Genomic DNA, 17,902 nt, shown 5'->3' with positions numbered 1-17,902 from the left:
ATCTCGGTTGCATCGAAGATCTCGTCGATATGGCGCGGTTCGCGCAGCGCCGGCAGTGCGTCGCGCGCCTGCCGGTTCGCGGCGACGATATTGCCGCATTCGTCGAACGCGATCAGCCACTCGGGTTGCGCTTCGACGTAGTGACGATTCGGATGCCCGAACAGGATCCAGTGCTGCGCGGTGCTGTGCACGAAGTAGCCGTCCTCGATCAGCGCCGCGCTCTGCCGTACGAGCTGATAGACGAGACGCTGGCTGTCGCGGCCGTCGGGCGATTGAACGGCCGACGCGTCGAGCACGCCGATCAGCTCGCCGCCCGGCGAGAAGATCGGCGCCGCGCTGCAGGTGAGCGTCGTGAAGGCCGCGCGAAAGTGATCGGTCTTGTGCACGGTGATCGGCGCGAGATCGGTCAGCACGTTCGCGACACCGCAGGTGCCTTCCTCGCTTTCCGACCAGCACGAGCCGATGTGCAGCCCCGCGTGGCGGAAGTCGTTGCGGCGCTCGCGGTCGATCCGGTAGTCGATCGTCACGCCGTGCGCGTCGGTCAGCATCACGCAGTAGTCGGCGACGCGGATCATGTCGTGCAGCCGCGTCAGGCACTGGCCCGATGCGCGCAGGAAGGCCTCCTCCTTGTCGCGCACTTCGCGCAGCTCCGCCGCGGTCAGCACGCGCGGGCCGATCGACGAAGCGGGGTCGAGACGGTAGCGCTCGAGCGACCGTTGCCACGATGACACGAGGCGCGTGGATTCGGCCGGCGCGGGCAGGCGTCCGGCGAGCGCGCCGAGCACACGGTCGGCGTGCTGGGCCTGGGGGACGGCGTAGGGCATGGTCGGCTCCGGTTCCGTACGGCGGGGAATGCGATGTTCTTGTAGCACATCCCGTTCGACGGATCACATTGCATCGCAGCACGCGGCGGGCGTGAGACGTTCGTCTCACCGGTATCGCGCGCTGTCTCGTGTCGCTGAGACGCGCGCATGTGCGGCATGCGCGGATCGTCCGGCATGACGCGGCCCGCGCGGCGCCGCGACAGCGCGGGGTTTGCGGGCGCAACGGCGCGCTTGCACCGGCGTCGCGGCGGCCGTTTCGTTGCATCGACGGGGTGAGACGAACGGGCGGAATTGCCGCGCGCGCCGTGGCTCCGGCAGCGAACCGGCGGCGTCGACATGCCCGCCGCGCCAGCGTGCACACGGGTTTCACGGACATCGCACGCTCGGTGGCACGCCGCTTGCAGAGATCACGGGCAGGTCGGCGCGGTCGCGTCGACGATGAAGATCCGCCGCCCGGCGATGGCAGCGGACGAGACAGGCAGGGCCGCGGCGTACAGCAATGCGCCGGGGCCGGCCAACTGGATGGAGACGAACCCGTGACGACGCCCGTTACCGTCGGCGTGATCGCGAACCCCGCATCGGGACGCGACATCCGCCGCCTCACGACGCATGCCTCCGTGTTTCCGACGGCGGAGAAGGCGAACATGATCGTGCGCCTGCTGGCCGGCCTCGGCGCGATGGGCGTCGAGCGCGTGCTGACCCTGCGCGACCGCACGGGCATCGCGACGCTGCTGCTGCGCGCGATCGACACGCATCGCGCGGTCGCGCCGCACGAGCGCTGGCCCGAGGTCGAATTCGTCGACCTGCCGATCACCGATACCGTCGCCGACACGCAGGCCGGTGCCGCGTACCTGCACCGCATGGAAGTCGCGCTGATCGTCGTGCTCGGCGGCGACGGCACGCATCGCGCCGTGGCCGCGCACTGTGGCGCGACGCCGCTCGTCGCGCTGTCCACCGGCACCAACAACGCGTTTCCCGAACATCGCGAGGCAACCGTCGCGGGCGTCGCGGCAGGACTCGCCGCGACCGGCGCGGTGCCGGCCGAAGTCGCGTTCACGCGCAACAAGCGGCTCGTCGTGCGCTGCGTGGCGGGCGCGCAGCCGGGGCGCGAGGAGATCGCGCTCGTCGACGTGTGCGCCGCGCGCCAGCGCTTCATCGGCGCCCGTGCGATCTCGGGGTCCGACGACATCGATTCGCTCTACCTGACGTTCGCGGAACCGGACGGGATCGGCCTGTCCGCGCTCGGCGGCGCGTGGGCGCCGCTCGAACGCAGCGCGCCGCACGGGCTCGCGATGCGCTTCGCGGCCGAAGGCAAGGCGGCCGGCACGCCGCTCGTCGCGCCGATTGCGCCGGGCCGCGTCGATCGCGTCGTGATGCGCAGTTGCGAACGGCTCGAGCCGGGCGCGTGGCAGACGATCCCGTTCGAGCGCGGCACGCTCGCGTTCGACGGTGAACGCGAGATCGAGGTCGCGCGCGGCGATCGCTACGAGATCTCGCTCGACTGGCGCGGGCCGCTGACGGTCGATGTCGGCCGCACGCTGCGTTACGCGTCGTCGCGGCAACTGCTGCGCGATGCCGGCGCGTGGCACGACTGAGCCGCCGCTGTTTCGCATGACGTTTCGACTTCCATAACGATCCTCAAGGAGACATTGCCATGACGGCTTCACTCGAAGGACAGGTCGCCATCGTCACGGGCGGCGCGCGCGGCATCGGCCGCGGCATTGCGCTGACGCTTGCCGGCGCGGGCGCCGACGTCCTGCTGGCCGACCTGCTCGACGACGCGCTCGACGCCACCGCGCGCGAGGTACGCGCGCTCGGCCGGCGGGCGGCGGTCGCGAAGGTCGACGTCACGCAGGCCGCGCAGGTCGACGCGATGGTCGCGCAGGCGCTCGCCGAACTCGGCCGGCTCGACATCCTCGTGAATTGCGCGGGCGTGATCAGCATTCATCCGGTCGCCGAACTGACCGAGCGCGATTGGGATGTCGTGATGGACGTGAACGCGAAGGGCACCTTCCTCGGCTGCCGCGCGGCGCTCGCGCACCTGAAGGCGCAGGGCCGCGGCCGGATCATCAACGTCGCGTCGATCGCCGGCAAGGAAGGCTTTCCGAATCTCGCGCACTACAGCGCATCGAAATTCGCGGTCGTCGGCTTCACGAACGCGCTCGCGAAGGAGCTTGCGCGCGACGGCGTGACCGTCAACGCGATCTGCCCCGGCATCGTCCGTACCTATATGTGGGACCGGCTGTCCGACGAATGGAAGGCCGACGGCGAAACGGTCGAGGAATCGTGGCAGCGGCACCAGTTGACGCTGATCCCGCAGGGCCGCGCGCAGACGCCGGAGGACATGGGCCGGCTCGCGCTGTTCTTCGCGACGATGGACAACGTGACGGGCCAGGCCGTGAACGTCGACGGCGGCTTCACGTTCCACTGACGGCCGCAGGCCGTGCAATCCGTCGCCACGGCATCGCCGCGGCGGCATTCGCAGTCAGACCTACCCAGGAGACACACATGACCGTTTCGACACAGCTCAGCAGGGACAAGCTGCTGGACGCCTACCGGCTGATGCGCACGATCCGCGAATTCGAGGAGCGCCTGCACGTCGAATTCGCGACCGGCGAGATCCCCGGCTTCGTTCACCTGTACGCGGGCGAGGAGGCGTCCGCGGTCGGCACGATACTGCACCTCGGCCTCGACGACTACGTCGCGACCACGCACCGTGGCCACGGCCATTGCATCGCAAAGGGCGTCGACGTGCACGGGATGATGGCCGAGATCTACGGCAAGAAAACCGGCGTCTGCCATGGCAAGGGCGGCTCGATGCACATCGCCGACCTGTCGATGGGAATGCTCGGCGCCAACGGGATCGTCGGCGCGGGCGGCCCGCTCGTGTGCGGCGCGGCGCTCGCGGCGAAGCACAAGAAGACGGGCGGCGTCGGCGTGTGCTTCTTCGGCGACGGCGCGTCGAACCAGGGCGTGATCTTCGAATCGATGAACCTCGCGTCGGTGTGGCGGCTGCCCGCGATCTTCGTCGCCGAAAACAACGGCTACGCGGAAGCGACGTCGTCGAGCTGGTCGGTTGCGACCGACAACATCGCCGATCGCGCGAACGGGTTCGGGATGCCGGGCGTGATCGTCGACGGCTTCGACTTCTTCGCGGTGCACGAAGCGCTCGGCGAAGCCGTCGAGCGCGCGCGCAACGGCGGCGGCCCGACGCTCGTCGAGGTGAAGTTCACGCGCTATTTCGGCCACTTCGAAGGCGATGCGCAAACCTATCGCGCACCCGGCGAGGTGCAGAAGCTGCGCGACGAGAAGGACTGCCTGAAGCATTTCGAGACGCGCGTCGTGCGGGCCGAAGCGTTGACGACCGCCGATCTGCGCGCGGTCGATGCCCAGGTGAAGGCGCTGATCGACGACGCGGTCGCGCAGGCCAAGGCCGCGCCGCTGCCCGACGCAGCCGACCTGCTGACCGACGTCTACGTGTCGTACCCGTGAGCGCGGCCTGACACCGCGGCCGACACGGCGAACCGAACATTCCAGGAGACAGACATGGCAAGGAAGATCACTTATTCGCAGGCGATCAACGAGGCGCTCGCGCAGGAAATGGCGCGCGACGACAGCGTGATCGTGATGGGCGAGGACAATGCAGGCGGCGCGGGCGCGCCGGGCGAGGACGACGCGTGGGGCGGCGTGCTCGGCGTGACGAAGGGGCTGTTCCACAAGTTTCCGGGCCGCGTGCTCGATACGCCGCTGTCGGAGGGCGGCTACATCGGCGCTGCGGTCGGTGCGGCCGCATGCGGGATGCGGCCCGTCGCGGAGCTGATGTTCATCGACTTCATGGGCGTGTGCTTCGACCAGATCTTCAACCAGGCCGCCAAGTTCCGCTACATGTTCGGCGGCAAGGCCGTGACGCCGGTCGTGATCCGCGCGATGTACGGCGCCGGGCTGCGCGCGGCCGCGCAGCACTCGCAGATGCTCACGTCGCTGTTCACGCACATCCCGGGGCTGAAGGTCGTGTGCCCGTCGACGCCGTACGACGCGAAGGGGCTGCTGATCCAGGCGATCCGCGACAACGATCCCGTGATCTTCCTCGAACACAAGCTGCTCTATACCCGCGAAGGCGACGTGCCGGAGGAGTCCTATGCGATTCCGTTCGGCGAGGCAAACGTGATGCGCGACGGCGACGACGCGACGATCGTCACGTACGGCCGGATGGTGCATCTCGCGATGGACGCGGCCGCGAAGCTCGCGAAGGACGGCATCCAGGTCGACGTGATCGATCTGCGCACGACGTCGCCGCTCGACGAGGAAACGATCCTCGAAAGCGCGGAGCGCACCGGGCGCGTCGTGGTCGTCGACGAAGCGAACCCGCGCTGCTCGATCGCGACCGACATCGCCGCGCTCGTCGCGCAGCGCGCGTTCCATGCGCTGAAGGCACCGATCGAGCTCGTGACCGCGCCGCACACGCCCGCGCCGTTCGCGAGCGTGCTGGAAGACCTGTATATCCCGTCCGCCGATGCGATTGCGCAGGCGGTCCTGAAGACGAGGAGCTGACACGATGTCGATTCACATGATCACGATGCCCAAGTGGGGGCTGTCGATGGAGCAGGGGCAGGTCAACGGCTGGTTGAAGACGATCGGCGAACGCGTGACGAAGGGCGACGAAGTGCTCGACGTCGAGACCGACAAGATCTCGTCGGGCGTCGAATGCGCGTTCGACGGTACGCTGCGCCGGCAGGTCGCGCAGGAAGGCGAGACGCTGCCGGTCGGCGCGCTGCTCGGCGTCGTCGCGGCGGCCGATGCGAGCGATGCGGACATCGACGCGGCGATCGCCGATTTCCAGCGCGACTTCGTGCCGAGCGCGGCCTCCGACGAAGCGGCCGGCCCGCAACCCGAGAAGGCGCAGATCGGCGGCCGGACGGTGCGCTTCCTGAAGCTCGGCGAAGGCACCGGCACACCCGCCGTGCTGATTCACGGCTTCGGCGGCGACCTGAACAACTGGCTGTTCAATCACGCGGATCTCGCCGCGCACCGGCCCGTGTGGGCACTGGACCTGCCCGGCCATGGCGAATCGGGCAAGGCGGTCGAGACGGGCAGCCTCGACGAACTCGCCGACGCGGTGCTCGCGCTGCTCGATGCGAAGGGCATCGACCAGGCGCACCTGATCGGCCATTCGATGGGCGGCGCGGTTGCGATGGCGGCCGCGGAACGCGCGCCGCAACGCGTCGCGTCGCTGACGCTGATCGCGAGCGCGGGGCTCGGCACCGACATCAACCGCGCTTACATCGACGGTTTCGTCGCCGGCAACAGCCGCAACACGCTGAAGCCGCACCTCGGTGCGCTGTTCGCGGACAACGCGCTGGTCACGCGGCAACTCGTCGAGGATCTCGTCAAGTACAAGCGGCTCGAAGGCGTGCAGGCCGCGCTCGAGAAGATCGCGAACGCGGCGTTCGACGGCGCCGCACAGCGGCGTGTGTTCCGCGACCGGCTCGCGACGCTTGCGCCGCGCACGCTCGTGATCTGGGGCGAGCGCGACCAGGTGATCCCGGCGCATCACGCGCAGGCTTTACCCGACGGCGTGCGTGCCGAAGTGATCGCCGGCCGCGGGCACATGGTGCAGATGGAGGCGGCCGCCGACGTGAACCGCCTGATCGTCGCGTTCCTCGGAGACTGACGATGGCCGCTGCGCTCGAACGACCCAGCCTCACGGCGCTCGGCCAGCCGGGCGCGAGAAGCCGCGACAAGCTCGCGCGCATTCCGGTGCGCGTCGAGCCCGCGGCCGGCGCGGCGCTGCCGAAGCCGCCCTGGCTGCGCGCGCGGCCGATGATGAGCGCGGCGGTGGCCGACATGGCTGCCGTGCTGCGCGACCATCGGCTGCATTCCGTCTGCGAGGAGGCGATGTGCCCGAACATCGGCGAGTGCTTCGCGCAGCGCACCGCGACCTTCATGATCATGGGCGGCCTGTGCACGCGGCGCTGCCCGTTCTGCGACGTCGCGCACGGTCGTCCCGAGCCGCTCGATCCCGACGAGCCGGCGCGGCTGGCCGACACGGCCGCGGCGCTCGGCCTGCGCTACGTCGTGATCACGTCGGTCGACCGCGACGACTTGCGCGACGGCGGCGCCGCGCATTTCGCCGCGTGCATCGCGGCGGTACGTGCGAGCGTGCCGGGCATCGGCGTCGAAGTGCTGACGCCGGACTTCCGCGGCCGCGTGGCCCGTGCGCTCGATGCGCTGTCGACGGCCTGGCCCGACGTGTTCAACCACAACATCGAGACGGTGCCGTCGCTGTATCGCGCGGCGCGACCGGGCGCCGACTATCGCGGCTCGCTCGAATTGCTCGCGCAGGCGAAGGCCGCGCGGCCGACGCTCGTGACGAAGTCGGGATTGATGCTCGGGCTCGGCGAGCGCGACGACGAGGTGCGCGACACGTTGCGCGACCTGCGCGCGCACGAAGTCGACGTGCTGACGCTCGGCCAGTATCTGGCGCCGTCGGCGCACCACCTGCCGGTGCGACGCTACGTGAGCCCGGAGGCATTCGCCGCGTGGCGCGACGACGCGCTGGCGCTGGGTTTCAGGGAAGTCGTCGCCGGCCCGCTCGTGCGGTCGTCGTACCATGCGGCCGACGTGCTGGAGGACAGGTAGCGGGCGGCGCGTCAGGCCGACGCCGGAGTGTGCGCGCGACTCACCCGGCGCAGGTACAGCACGAGCCCGGCGCCCGCGAGCATCAGGCTGACCGTGTTCGCGAACCAGAAGCCGCGCGCGCCGGTCAGCCACGCGGGCGCGATGCCGCCCACGTCGAAGCCGAGCACGTAGCCGCCGCTGAGCCCGACGCCCCACAGCGCGACCGCATAGATCACGGTCGGCACGACCGCGACCTTGTAGGCCCGCAGCACGAACGCCGACGTGACCTGCAGCGCATCGAAGACGTGGTAGCACGCGACGATCGCGACGAGCGGCATCGCGGCCGCGGCGACGGCCGGGTTCGGCGTATAGCCGCCGATGATCAGCGGTCGCAGCACGAACACGAGCAGGCCGTATGTCGCGGCAATGCCGCACGCGAAGATCACGCTGTGCCGGCCGAGCAGCCGGGCTTCTTCGGGCCGTCCGGCGCCGAGCGCGCGCGCGACCAGCGTCGATGCCGCCACGCCGATCGACAGCGGCGTCATGTACAGCACCGCGCCGATGTTGCCGGCGATCTGGTGGCCGGCGAGCGTCGTCGTGCCGAATTGCGCGATGAACAGCGCCATGCACGTGTACGACGTGACCTCGATCAGGTACGACAGGCCCATCGGCACGCCGAGTTTCAGGATCGCCTTCTGGCGTTCCCAGACCGGCCAGCAGAAGCGCGAGAAGATCGCGAGCGGCGCGAACACGTCGAGCTTCGCGAGCAGCGTGTAGCCGATCAGCGCGAGCGCCCAGTTGATCAGCGTGCTCGCGAGCCCGCAGCCGGGGCCGCCGAGTGCCGGTACGCCGAACCCGCCGAAGATGAACCACACGTTGAGCGGAAACTTGAGCACCAGCGCGCCGATCTGCAGGATCATCGCGAGGCGCGGCTTGCCGGCCGCGTTGGTCAGCGCGTTGTAGATGCGGAAGACGAGGCTGGCTGGCAGCCCGTACGACAGGATGCGCAGGTAGTCGACGGTGCGTTCGTGCAGCGCGGCGGGTGCGTGCGCGACGCGCAGCAGCGGTTCGGGAAAATGCAGCAGGAGAAAGCCGGGCACCGCGAGCAGCAGCGCGAGCCACAGCGCCTGGCGCACTTCCTCGCCGATTTCGGCATAGCGTCGCGCACCGTACAGTTGCCCGGTGATCGGCTGCAGCGCGGACAGGATGCCCGTCAGGCCGATGTAGATCGACACGTAGATCGACGAGCCGAGCCCGAGCGCGGCCAGATCGACGGCCGAGTAGCGGCCGACCATCGCGGTGTCGATCACGCCGAACGCGATGATCGCGAGCTGGCCGACGAGCACCGGCCATGCGAGACCGACGATTCGGCGGATGTCGCCGAACATCGTCAGTCGGCCGGCTGACGGCGCGGCGGACGCCGCTTGACGGGCGTCTTCGGCCGTTCGATGCGCTCGTACAGGCGGAAGCGCTCGTCGCGGTCGGCGACGCGGCGGCCTTCCCACACGAGACGCCACACGTATTGCGACATGGAGCTCGGCTCGCCGAAGTCCGCGCGGTCCTGGCGCAGGATCACGTCGCAGTCGCCGGAGAAATCGAAACGCATGTTGCCGAAATACGCGAAGGTCGCGATCTGCGCGTCACCGAGCCGCACGGGCGCGATGCACTCGTAGTCGGACGGCAGGTGCACGGCGATCTGCTGCGCGACGTCGCGATAGGTCCGGCCGTAATTGACGATCGGCAGCCACAGCGTCATCAGCAGCACCCACATCAGCGTGGTGCCGGCACCCGACAGCACGACGCTGCGCCACAGAACCTTCGGCTGCCGCGAGATACGCCAGCGCACGAGGAAGCACCAGCACACCGTGGCGATCACCGCGCAGACGAACGACAGGATCTTGAAGTGCGGCTCGTAGCCGGGCACGAGGCGCGCGAGGTTGCGGGCGAGCGGATGCGGGAAGCCCGTGAGCGAGGCAAGCCACACGAGCCACACGAAGGTGCCGATGATCGTGAAGCTCAGCACCGCGAACCAGTCGATCGCGTTGATCGCGCCGCGCTTGAGGGTCGGCAGCGCGAACGTCGCGAGCACCGCGAGCGGCGGCATCAGCAGCATGTACATGCGGTTCGACTGCTGGCTCTGCAGGATCACGAGCGCGACGAGCGGTACGGCGACCGACAGCGGAATCGCGACGTGCGCGCGGCGGCGCATGCCGGCCCAGCTCCACCATGCCCAGATCGCGAGCGGCCACGCGGGCCACGTGAACAGCGGCAGGTTCTTTGCCGCATAGCCGAGCACGGCGGTCGGCGGGCCGGAAAAGCGCATCAGGCTGCCGTGAATCCACTGGTTGAAGAACCATGCGGCGTCGTCGGGCGCCGCGACGAACGCGGCGAGCGGCCACAGCGCGAAGATCGCGGCCGCGAGCGGTACGCCGACCAGCGGCAGGCGCAGGTTGCGCATCTCGGGCGTGACGAGCCACAGCACGGCCGTGCCGGCGAGCAGGGCGACAACGAGCACCGGGTTGCCGGACAGGGCGACGAGGCCGATCGCGAGCCCCCACCACAGCGCGCCCTGCATCGGCTTGTCGATGCCGCGGACGATCCCGTAGACGAGCATGGCGATCCACGCGAACTGCGCCAGCTGCGGCGTCGTTTCGTGCCCGCGCTCCGCGAGGCCGAAGCAGGCGACGAGCACCAGCAGCGCGCCGTCGGCGAGCGTGCGGCCGTAGTCGCGCGGCTCGGGTTCGCCGCCGAATGCGTATTTGAACGGCTGGACCTCGGCACGCCGGCCGAGCAGGTAGGCTGCGTACCAGACGAACGCGCACGCGACGCAGAACAGCACGCCGGTATCGACGCGCGACGCGTTGCTCGCATCGACCCACGGGCCGAGGCCGCGGATCGACAGCGCGCCGAGCCAGTAGCCGAGCGGCCCGTCGGTCGTGATGAACTTGCCGACGAGGTTCGGCAGCAGCCAGTCGTGCCAGCCGCCCTTGGCCATCGTCCACATCACGCCGAAGCCCGCCGCGTCCTCGTTCTTCCACGGGTCGCGGCCGAACAGGCCGAACGCTGCGTAGACGAAGCAGAGGGTAAGCAGCAGCCAGCGCGGCAGCGCACGCGTGGCGGAGGCGGTGAGACGGACGACAGGCTTCATGCAGATGAGCGATTTGTTATGGGCGGGCGGCCGGCGCGGGTGCGCGCGGTCGAGCCGGTTTCGAGCATCCGGCATTGTAGACGCGCCGGCAGTTGCGCGTCAGGCCGATGCCCGGACGCCGGCCGGCGCTTTCCCGGCGAGCAGAGACAAAAAAGGGCAGCCTGGGCTGCCCTTTTGTGCGATACCGGTGCGTTGCAACCACCGGATGCGGTGCAAAGCTTACTTCGCCTTGCCGCTGGCGCGAACGCCGAACTTGTTCTTGAACTTCTCGACACGGCCGGCCGTGTCCATGATCTTTTGCTGACCCGTGTAGAACGAGTGCGATTCCGACGACACTTCGATCTTGGCGAGCGGGTAGGTCTTGCCGTCGAGTTCGATGTTTTCACGCGTCTGGATCGTCGAGCGCGTGATGAACTTGAAGCCGTTCGACATGTCTTGGAAGACGACTTCGCGGTAATCCGGGTGAATGCCAGGTTTCATGATTTTCCTTGGTGAGAGCGGTAGCCAACCCGCCGCTTGCCGTGCCGTGCCGCACAAAGTTGCGCGATCCAGCCGACGTCAAGCCCGGCGCGAGCCACTTGCCTAAGGTCGAAAAACGGCGATTATGCCAGAAAATCAGATGGTTGACGAATTATTTTCACGGTGCGTCGAGCGCGCCGGTGCCGGCCGGATCCTGCCGGTAGTAGCGCGCGAGCAGCCGGTACAGCTCCGGAAATTCGGACTCGAACGCTTTCGGCCGTACGAACAGCGCTTCGCTGCACACCGCGAAGAATTCGGACGGGTGGTCGGCCGCATACGGATCGATCAGCGATTCCCGCTCGAAGCGTGCCCACGCGCGGTCCGGCACCGCGTCGACGCGCGCGCAGAACTGGTCGTACGCGTGCTCGAGCACGTCGGCCCAGGCCTGCGCATCGAGGTACGGCGCGTGCCAGCGGCGAAAAAGGGGCGGATAGCCGTCGGCTGCGCCGTTGACCATGTCGATCTTGTGCGCGAACTCGTGGATCACGACGTTGTACGCGTCGCGGCCGTCCGTCATCTGCGCATCCTCCCACGACAGGATCACGGGGCCGCCTTCCCAGGCCTCGCCGCTCGCGTCCTGCTCCACTTCGTGGACGACGCCGTCCTCGTCCTGCACCGTCTTGCGGATCACGAATTCGCCCGGATACACGACGACGCCGACCCAGCCGTCGTACAGCGACAGGTCGAGATTCAGCACGGGCAGGCAGGCCTGCGCGGCGATCGCGACGATCATCGCGTCGGTCAGCTCGAGCCCGTGCGCGGTCGAGAACGATTTCTTCGCGACGAACAGGCTCGTCAGTTCGCGCAGCCGGCCGAGCGCGTCGGGCGACAGCGCCGCGAGGAACGGCAGGCGCTCGACGGTGTCCTGCCATAGCGCGTCGGGGATCGGATGGCTGCGCAGCGCGCGGTCGCGGCGGCGGTCGTCGAACCAGCGGGTCAGTTTCGAGAGCATGAAGGCGGCTCGCGGAAATCCAAAGCCTGTCTTTTAACTCAATCGATCTCTTTTTGCCATGCCGCGAAGAGGCCGCCGACGAGCGCCACGCCGGCCAGGAAGTAAAAGCCGTCGAGCGACGCGAGAAACGACGCCTGTTGCGCGACCATGCGCGCGATCGACGCGATCGCGAGCCCGTGCGCGTCGTTCAGCGCGTGGCCGGCGGCCGCATAGCTGCGCGTCAGCGCATCGGCGGTCTGCTGGAACAGCGGATCGAACACGTTCGCACGCTCGACGAGTCGCGTCTGGTGCACGGCCACGCGGTGCTGTTCGACGATGATCACCGACGACGTCGCAAACGAGATCGTCAGTTGCCGCACGATGTTCTTCAGCCGGTAGCCGTGCGTGTATTCGTCGATCGCGAAGATCCGGAACGTCAGGTTGGCCACCGGCAGCACGATGAAGAGCAGGAGCAGCCCGCGCAGCAGCAGCGGGACGATCAGCGCGGCTTCGCCGACCTGCGGCGTCATTCGCGTCATCCACAGCGCGGCCGTGATGGCGATCGCGAACCCCGGCACGACGAACCACTTCTTGTGCGTGACGAATTTCGCGTAACGCAGGTAGGCGAACAGCGCGGTGGCCGAAATCAGCGACATCGTGCCGACGAGCCGCCCGGCGTTCTCGACCGGATAGCCGAGCCCGCCTTCGAGAAGCCGCGAGGTCAGGTAACTGAAGCCTGTCGACTCGTAGTAATAGAACATGTAGAGCAGCAGCCCGACCTGGAACGTCCGTTCGCGGAACGCATGAAGGCGCACGAGCGGCGTCGGATGGTTCCACTGGTGATACGCGAACCACGCGAGCGCGCCGATCCCCGCGATCGTCAGCAGGATCAGCATCGGCGAGCCGCTGTAGAGCTGGTAATGCACCTGCTGCAGCACGATCTGCAGCGCACCTTGTGCGAGTGCGAACACGACATACGGCCAGAAGTGTCCGGAGCCGCGTTCGTCGTCGGGCGTCCGGCCCGAGTCGGGCAGCGTGAGCAGCGCGAGGATCGCGAACGCGATGCCGGCAGGCGCAGTGCATGCAAACAGTGCACGCCATGTCGAATGCGCGACGAGCAGGCCGCCCACGATCGGCGCGAGCGCGCTGCCGAGCAGGATCATGATGAGGAACGCGCGCGTCGCGGGCGGCCGTTCCTGCGGCTTGAAACTGATCTGGATCAGTATCCGGCACGCGCCCATCATCGGGCCGATGAAATATCCCTGGAATCCGCGCGCGAATGCGAGTTCGAGCGATGTGTCGGCAAGCGCGGCCGCGATCGCGCCGAACGAGAACATCAGCATGCAGCCGGCGACGTAGCGGCGATGGCCGAGCCGGTCGACCCACCATTGCTGCTGCAGGATGCCGAGCACGGCCGTGACCGCGTAAGCGCTCGACGACCACACGAGTTCGTCGGGCGAAGCATTGATGCCGCCCGCGATGTAGCTCGCGAAGAACGAGAAGGCCGCGTTGTCGAAATAGTCGATGCCGGTGACGAGCGCGAGCGCCCACGGGAACAGGTCCGCGCGCAGGTTCGCGCGGCTCCATAGCGGCGGGCGACCGGGCATCGCGTTCATTCGCGAGCCTTGCGCGCGCGCCGCGTGCCGCTTTCGGCCTGCCGCTGCGCGATCAGCGCGTCGGCGTTTTCGCCGGCAAGACGCCGCTCGACGTAGTCGATGTCGTGCTGCAGTTCCTTGCGCAGCGCGACGGCTTCCTTCAGCTCGCGCTGGACGGCCGCGATCCGCCGGTCGAGCGTATCGATCTGCTCGGCGAGGCCGGTACGGATATCGCGCAGCGACGCTTCCGAGTAGCGGCGCCGGCCGTCGGCCGTTTCTTCGAGCGGGCGCTTCAGCATTTCGGTGATGCCGTGCAGCGAGAAGCCGAGCGCGCGCAGCCGCAGGATGCGCGCGAAGCGCTCGAGGTCGGCTTCGTCGTAGAGGCGGTAGCGGCCCTCGCTGCGCGACGGCGTGACGAGTCCGCGCTCCTCGTAATACTTCAGCGTGCGCGGCGTGACGCCGAGTCGCGACGCGGCATCGCTCACGGTCAGCAACGGGTTGGAGGTGTCGTTCGGCATGGGGTGTGGAGGGAATTCGATCCGGGCGATGGCGCGATTATAGATCAACCTATACGTTCACGTTCAGGTTGGCGCCGAAAAACGGCCGCCGGGCAGGATGCGCGGGCGGCCGTTCGGTGCGGGGCGGGGGGGGGCGCTTAGCCGCCGCGGCGCATCAGGTCGAAGAACTCGGAGTTGCTCTTCGTCTGGCGGATCTTGTCGAGCAGGAATTCCATTGCCTCGACTTCGTCCATGTCGTGGATGAACTTGCGCAGCACCCAGATCTTCTGGAGGATCTCGGGCTTGATCAGCATTTCTTCGCGGCGCGTGCCCGACTTGTTCAGGTTGATCGACGGATAGACGCGCTTTTCCGCGAGGCGGCGCTCGAGGTGCACTTCCATGTTGCCGGTGCCCTTGAACTCTTCGTAGATCACGTCGTCCATGCGGCTGCCGGTTTCGATCAGTGCGGTGCCGATGATCGTCAGCGAGCCGCCTTCCTCGATATTGCGCGCCGCGCCGAAGAAGCGCTTCGGGCGCTGCAGTGCGTTCGCGTCGACACCGCCCGTCAGCACCTTGCCCGATGCCGGGATCACGGTGTTGTATGCACGTGCGAGACGCGTGATCGAGTCGAGCAGGATCACGACGTCGTGCTTCATTTCGACGAGGCGCTTGGCCTTCTCGATCACCATTTCGGCGACCTGGACGTGGCGTGTGGCCGGTTCGTCGAACGTCGAGGCGATCACTTCGCCCGCGACCGAGCGCTGCATTTCGGTCACTTCTTCAGGACGCTCGTCGATCAGCAGCACGAACAGGATCACGTCCGGGTGGTTCTGCTTGATCGCGTGCGCGATGTGCTGGAGCATCACGGTCTTGCCCGACTTCGGCGATGCGACGAGCAGGCCGCGCTGGCCCTTGCCGATCGGCGCGATCATGTCGATGATGCGGCCCGTGACGTTCTCTTCGCCGCGCATTTCGCGTTCGAGCGAGAGCGGCTTGTTCGGGTGCAGCGGCGTGAGGTTCTCGAACATGATCTTGTGTTTCGAGGCCTCGGGCGGCTGCCCGTTGACTTTGTCGACCTTCACCAGCGCGAAGTAGCGTTCGCCGTCCTTCGGCGTGCGGACTTCACCTTCGATGGTGTCGCCGGTGTGCAGGTTGAAGCGGCGGATCTGCGACGGGCTGATGTAGATGTCGTCGGTGCTCGCGAGGTACGACATTTCCGGCGAGCGCAGGAAGCCGAAACCGTCCGGCAGCACTTCGAGCGTACCGTCACCGAAGATCGTCTCTCCCGTCTTGGCGCGCTTTTTAAGAATGGCAAACATCAACTCCTGCTTGCGCAGGCGGTTCGCGTTTTCGATCTCGAGGCCATTGGCCATTTCGATCAGTTCGGACACGTGCAGAGACTTGAGCTCGGATAAATGCATACGGAGAACCCGCCAGGGAGGAGACGACGAAAGAAATAAAGGGAGGAGGGCGAGCGGAAGCGCTCAGAGACTTAAATGCGTCTTGTAGACGTTTTTTGATTCTAGCATAGGCCGATTCGCGCTTGAGCGAGCGAGCGGCGGCTTGACGGCGGACGTGTTGCCGGTTGACAACACGTCCGCGGAACTGCCGGTATTACAGGTGGCTGTCCAGGAATGCGGTGAGCTGCGACTTCGACAGCGCGCCGACCTTCTGCGCGGCGGCCGCGCCATTCTTGAACAGGATCAGCGTCGGGATGCCGCGCACGCCGAACTTGGCGGGCGTTGCCTGGTTGTCGTCGACGTTGATCTTCGCGATCTGCAGCTTGTCGCCGTAGTCCTTCGCGACTTCGTCGAGGATCGGGGCGATCATCTTGCACGGGCCGCACCATTCGGCCCAGAAATCGACGAGCACGGGCTTGTCGGACTTGACGACGTCCTGTTCGAACGATGCGTCGCTGATGTGTTTGATCTGTTCGCTCATTGGGTCAATACCTCTTACGGTTCGGGGACTGCCTGCTTGCGCGTTGCGGCGTACCGGCCGCCGTTGGCTGCCGGCCGCTGCGGCAGGTCACTCCGCTCTCCGGACAGGAGGGGTGTAAGCGCTGCATGCCGCGGCTCGCGGGTCGTTCGGGCGTCATAGTAGCCTAAATTGCTATCTGCTGCGGGCGGCGATAGTAGCCGCTACGCGAGTAGGGGTACGACGCGCCGTTCGACCGTTGTGCCCTGCAGGTGGAGGCCGGCCCGTAAATTACAAGGGGACGCAGGCAATTCGGTGCGGGCGAGCGTCGTGCGACGCGATGCGCGCCGGTTTGTCCGGTCATATTCGCATTGGTGCGAACAAACGGTCGCATTCATCCGGAAGCGGTGATAGAATATGCCGTGACGGGCCTCCTCGCATGGTGGGGCGGTGAACCTGGTCAGGTCGGGAACGAAGCAGCCACAATCGTTTTCCGCCAGTGCCGAGGGTCGGGCTCGTCACCTTCCTTCTCGCCCCGTTCGCCGGGCGTTTTTTATTTCTGCACCACACTCCGTTTTACCTGCGCGTTGCCTGTCTTTCGCACTGTTTCGCGTGTCGGCGCGACGCAGCGTTACTGATACAATTTCCCGATGACCTATCAAGTTCTCGCACGCAAGTGGCGTCCGAAGGATTTCGCTTCGCTCGTCGGCCAGGAGCACGTCGTCAGGGCGCTCACGCACGCGCTCGACGGCGGGCGTCTCCATCACGCCTATCTGTTTACCGGAACCCGCGGTGTCGGCAAGACGACGCTGTCGCGGATCTTCGCCAAGGCACTCAACTGTGAAACCGGCGTCACGTCGCAGCCGTGCGGCGTGTGTCGCGCCTGTCGCGAGATCGACGAAGGGCGTTTCGTCGATTACGTCGAGATGGATGCCGCGAGCAACCGCGGTGTCGATGAAATGGCCGCGCTGCTCGAGCGCGCCGTGTACGCGCCCGTCGATGCGCGCTTCAAGGTCTACATGATCGACGAAGTGCACATGCTGACGAATCACGCGTTCAACGCGATGCTGAAGACGCTCGAAGAGCCGCCGCCGCACGTCAAGTTCATCCTTGCGACGACCGATCCGCAGAAAATTCCCGTCACCGTGCTGTCGCGCTGTCTGCAGTTCAACCTGAAGCAGATGCCGGCCGGGCACATCGTGTCGCATCTCGAACGGATTCTCGGCGAAGAGCACATCACGTTCGAGCCGCAGGCGCTGCGCCTGCTCGCGCGTGCTGCGCAGGGCAGCATGCGTGACGCGCTGTCCCTCACCGACCAGGCGATCGCCTATTCGGCAAACGAGGTGACCGAGTCGGCCGTGTCGGGCATGCTCGGCGCGCTCGACCAGACTTACATGGTGCGTCTGCTCGACGCGCTTGCCGCGGGCAGCGGCCCCGAAATCCTTGCGATTGCCGACGAGATGTCGCTGCGCAGCCTGTCGTTCTCGACCGCGCTTCAGGATCTCGCGAGCCTGCTGCACCGGATCGCGTGGGCGCAGTTCGCGCCGGGCTCGGTGCTTGACGAATGGCCCGAAGCGGGCGACCTGCGCCGCTTCGCGGAGACGCTGAGCCCCGAGCAGGTCCAGCTGTTCTATCAGATCGCGACGGTCGGCCGCGCGGAACTTGGCCTGGCGCCGGACGAATACGCCGGTTTCACGATGACGCTGCTGCGGATGCTCGCGTTCGAGCCGGCTGTGGCAACCGGCAGCGCGCCGGGCGGACAGCCGTCCGTGCCACGTGCGGTGCCGGGGCCGCGCGTGGCGGCGGCATCGGCTGCCGTGGCGAAGCCGGTATCCGCCGCGCCTGCCGAGGCG

At 67.5% G+C, this 17,902-nt stretch carries 16 protein-coding genes and 1 other RNA gene; 8 read left to right on the top strand and 9 right to left on the bottom strand.

Going from position 1 to position 17,902, the window contains the following annotated elements:
• Positions 1-824, bottom strand: an 824-nt coding sequence (locus DPV74_RS29205; RefSeq protein WP_162923164.1) for a sigma-54-dependent Fis family transcriptional regulator, incomplete at its 3' end; no start/stop codon positions are given.
• A gap of 536 nt (positions 825-1,360) precedes the next feature.
• On the opposite strand from DPV74_RS29205, the gene DPV74_RS29200 reads away from it, so the two are divergent.
• The 6 genes from DPV74_RS29200 (at position 1,361) to lipA (ending at position 7,463) form a co-directional block, all read left to right on the top strand.
• Positions 1,361-2,419 carry an ATP-NAD kinase family protein gene (locus tag DPV74_RS29200; protein WP_048021069.1) on the top strand — a complete coding sequence of 353 codons (1,059 nt, stop codon included), beginning with the start codon at positions 1,361-1,363 and terminating at the stop codon, positions 2,417-2,419.
• 59 nt (positions 2,420-2,478) lie between these two features.
• The gene (locus DPV74_RS29195) at positions 2,479-3,255 is read left to right on the top strand and encodes an SDR family NAD(P)-dependent oxidoreductase (RefSeq protein ID WP_027787216.1); all 777 of its coding nucleotides are present in this window, start codon (positions 2,479-2,481) and stop codon (positions 3,253-3,255) included.
• A gap of 77 nt (positions 3,256-3,332) precedes the next feature.
• On the top strand, positions 3,333-4,316 hold the full coding sequence (locus DPV74_RS29190; protein WP_021156490.1) for a thiamine pyrophosphate-dependent dehydrogenase E1 component subunit alpha: 984 nt from the start codon (positions 3,333-3,335) through the stop codon (positions 4,314-4,316).
• Between the two features lie 54 nt (positions 4,317-4,370).
• Positions 4,371-5,375: an alpha-ketoacid dehydrogenase subunit beta gene (locus DPV74_RS29185; protein WP_048021073.1), complete on the top strand. Its 1,005-nt coding sequence runs from the start codon at positions 4,371-4,373 to the stop codon at positions 5,373-5,375.
• Between the two features lie 4 nt (positions 5,376-5,379).
• The gene (locus DPV74_RS29180) at positions 5,380-6,495 is read left to right on the top strand and encodes an acetoin dehydrogenase dihydrolipoyllysine-residue acetyltransferase subunit (protein ID WP_060194336.1); all 1,116 of its coding nucleotides are present in this window, start codon (positions 5,380-5,382) and stop codon (positions 6,493-6,495) included.
• Positions 6,496-6,497: 2 nt separating this feature from the next.
• A complete protein-coding gene (gene lipA / locus DPV74_RS29175) occupies positions 6,498-7,463 on the top strand; it encodes a lipoyl synthase (protein WP_027787219.1) in 966 nt (321 codons plus the stop codon).
• A gap of 11 nt (positions 7,464-7,474) precedes the next feature.
• On the opposite strand, the gene DPV74_RS29170 is transcribed toward lipA, so the two are convergent.
• From DPV74_RS29170 to trxA, 8 genes are all read right to left on the bottom strand, one after another.
• Positions 7,475-8,830, bottom strand: coding sequence for an MATE family efflux transporter (locus DPV74_RS29170; RefSeq protein WP_060194335.1), 1,356 nt, complete (start codon positions 8,828-8,830; stop codon positions 7,475-7,477).
• A gap of 2 nt (positions 8,831-8,832) precedes the next feature.
• On the bottom strand, positions 8,833-10,665 hold the full coding sequence (locus DPV74_RS29165; protein ID WP_027787221.1) for a glycosyltransferase family 39 protein: 1,833 nt from the start codon (positions 10,663-10,665) through the stop codon (positions 8,833-8,835).
• Positions 10,666-10,809: 144 nt separating this feature from the next.
• Positions 10,810-11,070: a type B 50S ribosomal protein L31 gene (locus DPV74_RS29160; protein ID WP_021156486.1), complete on the bottom strand. Its 261-nt coding sequence runs from the start codon at positions 11,068-11,070 to the stop codon at positions 10,810-10,812.
• A 157-nt stretch (positions 11,071-11,227) separates the two neighbouring features.
• Positions 11,228-12,061, bottom strand: coding sequence for a zinc-dependent peptidase (locus DPV74_RS29155; RefSeq protein ID WP_119338437.1), 834 nt, complete (start codon positions 12,059-12,061; stop codon positions 11,228-11,230).
• A gap of 38 nt (positions 12,062-12,099) precedes the next feature.
• Positions 12,100-13,656, bottom strand: coding sequence for an MFS transporter (locus DPV74_RS29150; RefSeq protein ID WP_060358457.1), 1,557 nt, complete (start codon positions 13,654-13,656; stop codon positions 12,100-12,102).
• Positions 13,653-14,153 carry a MerR family transcriptional regulator gene (locus tag DPV74_RS29145; RefSeq protein WP_027787224.1) on the bottom strand — a complete coding sequence of 167 codons (501 nt, stop codon included), beginning with the start codon at positions 14,151-14,153 and terminating at the stop codon, positions 13,653-13,655. Before DPV74_RS29145 ends, DPV74_RS29150 begins: the two co-directional genes overlap by 4 nt.
• Before the next feature lie 137 nt (positions 14,154-14,290).
• The gene (gene rho, locus DPV74_RS29140; RefSeq protein ID WP_006478662.1) at positions 14,291-15,553 is read right to left on the bottom strand and encodes a transcription termination factor Rho; all 1,263 of its coding nucleotides are present in this window, start codon (positions 15,551-15,553) and stop codon (positions 14,291-14,293) included.
• A 193-nt stretch (positions 15,554-15,746) separates the two neighbouring features.
• Positions 15,747-16,073: a thioredoxin TrxA gene (gene trxA / locus DPV74_RS29135; RefSeq protein WP_006402348.1), complete on the bottom strand. Its 327-nt coding sequence runs from the start codon at positions 16,071-16,073 to the stop codon at positions 15,747-15,749.
• A 400-nt stretch (positions 16,074-16,473) separates the two neighbouring features.
• Here trxA and ffs point away from each other — a divergent pair.
• Both ffs and dnaX read left to right on the top strand, forming a co-directional pair.
• An RNA gene (gene ffs / locus DPV74_RS29130) (signal recognition particle sRNA small type) lies at positions 16,474-16,572 on the top strand.
• A gap of 127 nt (positions 16,573-16,699) precedes the next feature.
• Positions 16,700-17,902, top strand: a 1,203-nt coding sequence (dnaX, locus tag DPV74_RS29125; RefSeq protein ID WP_119338436.1) for a DNA polymerase III subunit gamma/tau, incomplete at its 3' end; no start/stop codon positions are given.

Source organism: Burkholderia sp. HAN2018 (assembly GCF_024704855.1).
Lineage (GTDB): Bacteria > Pseudomonadota > Gammaproteobacteria > Burkholderiales > Burkholderiaceae > Burkholderia > Burkholderia cepacia.
This window is presented reverse-complemented; position numbering and strand designations above follow the sequence as displayed.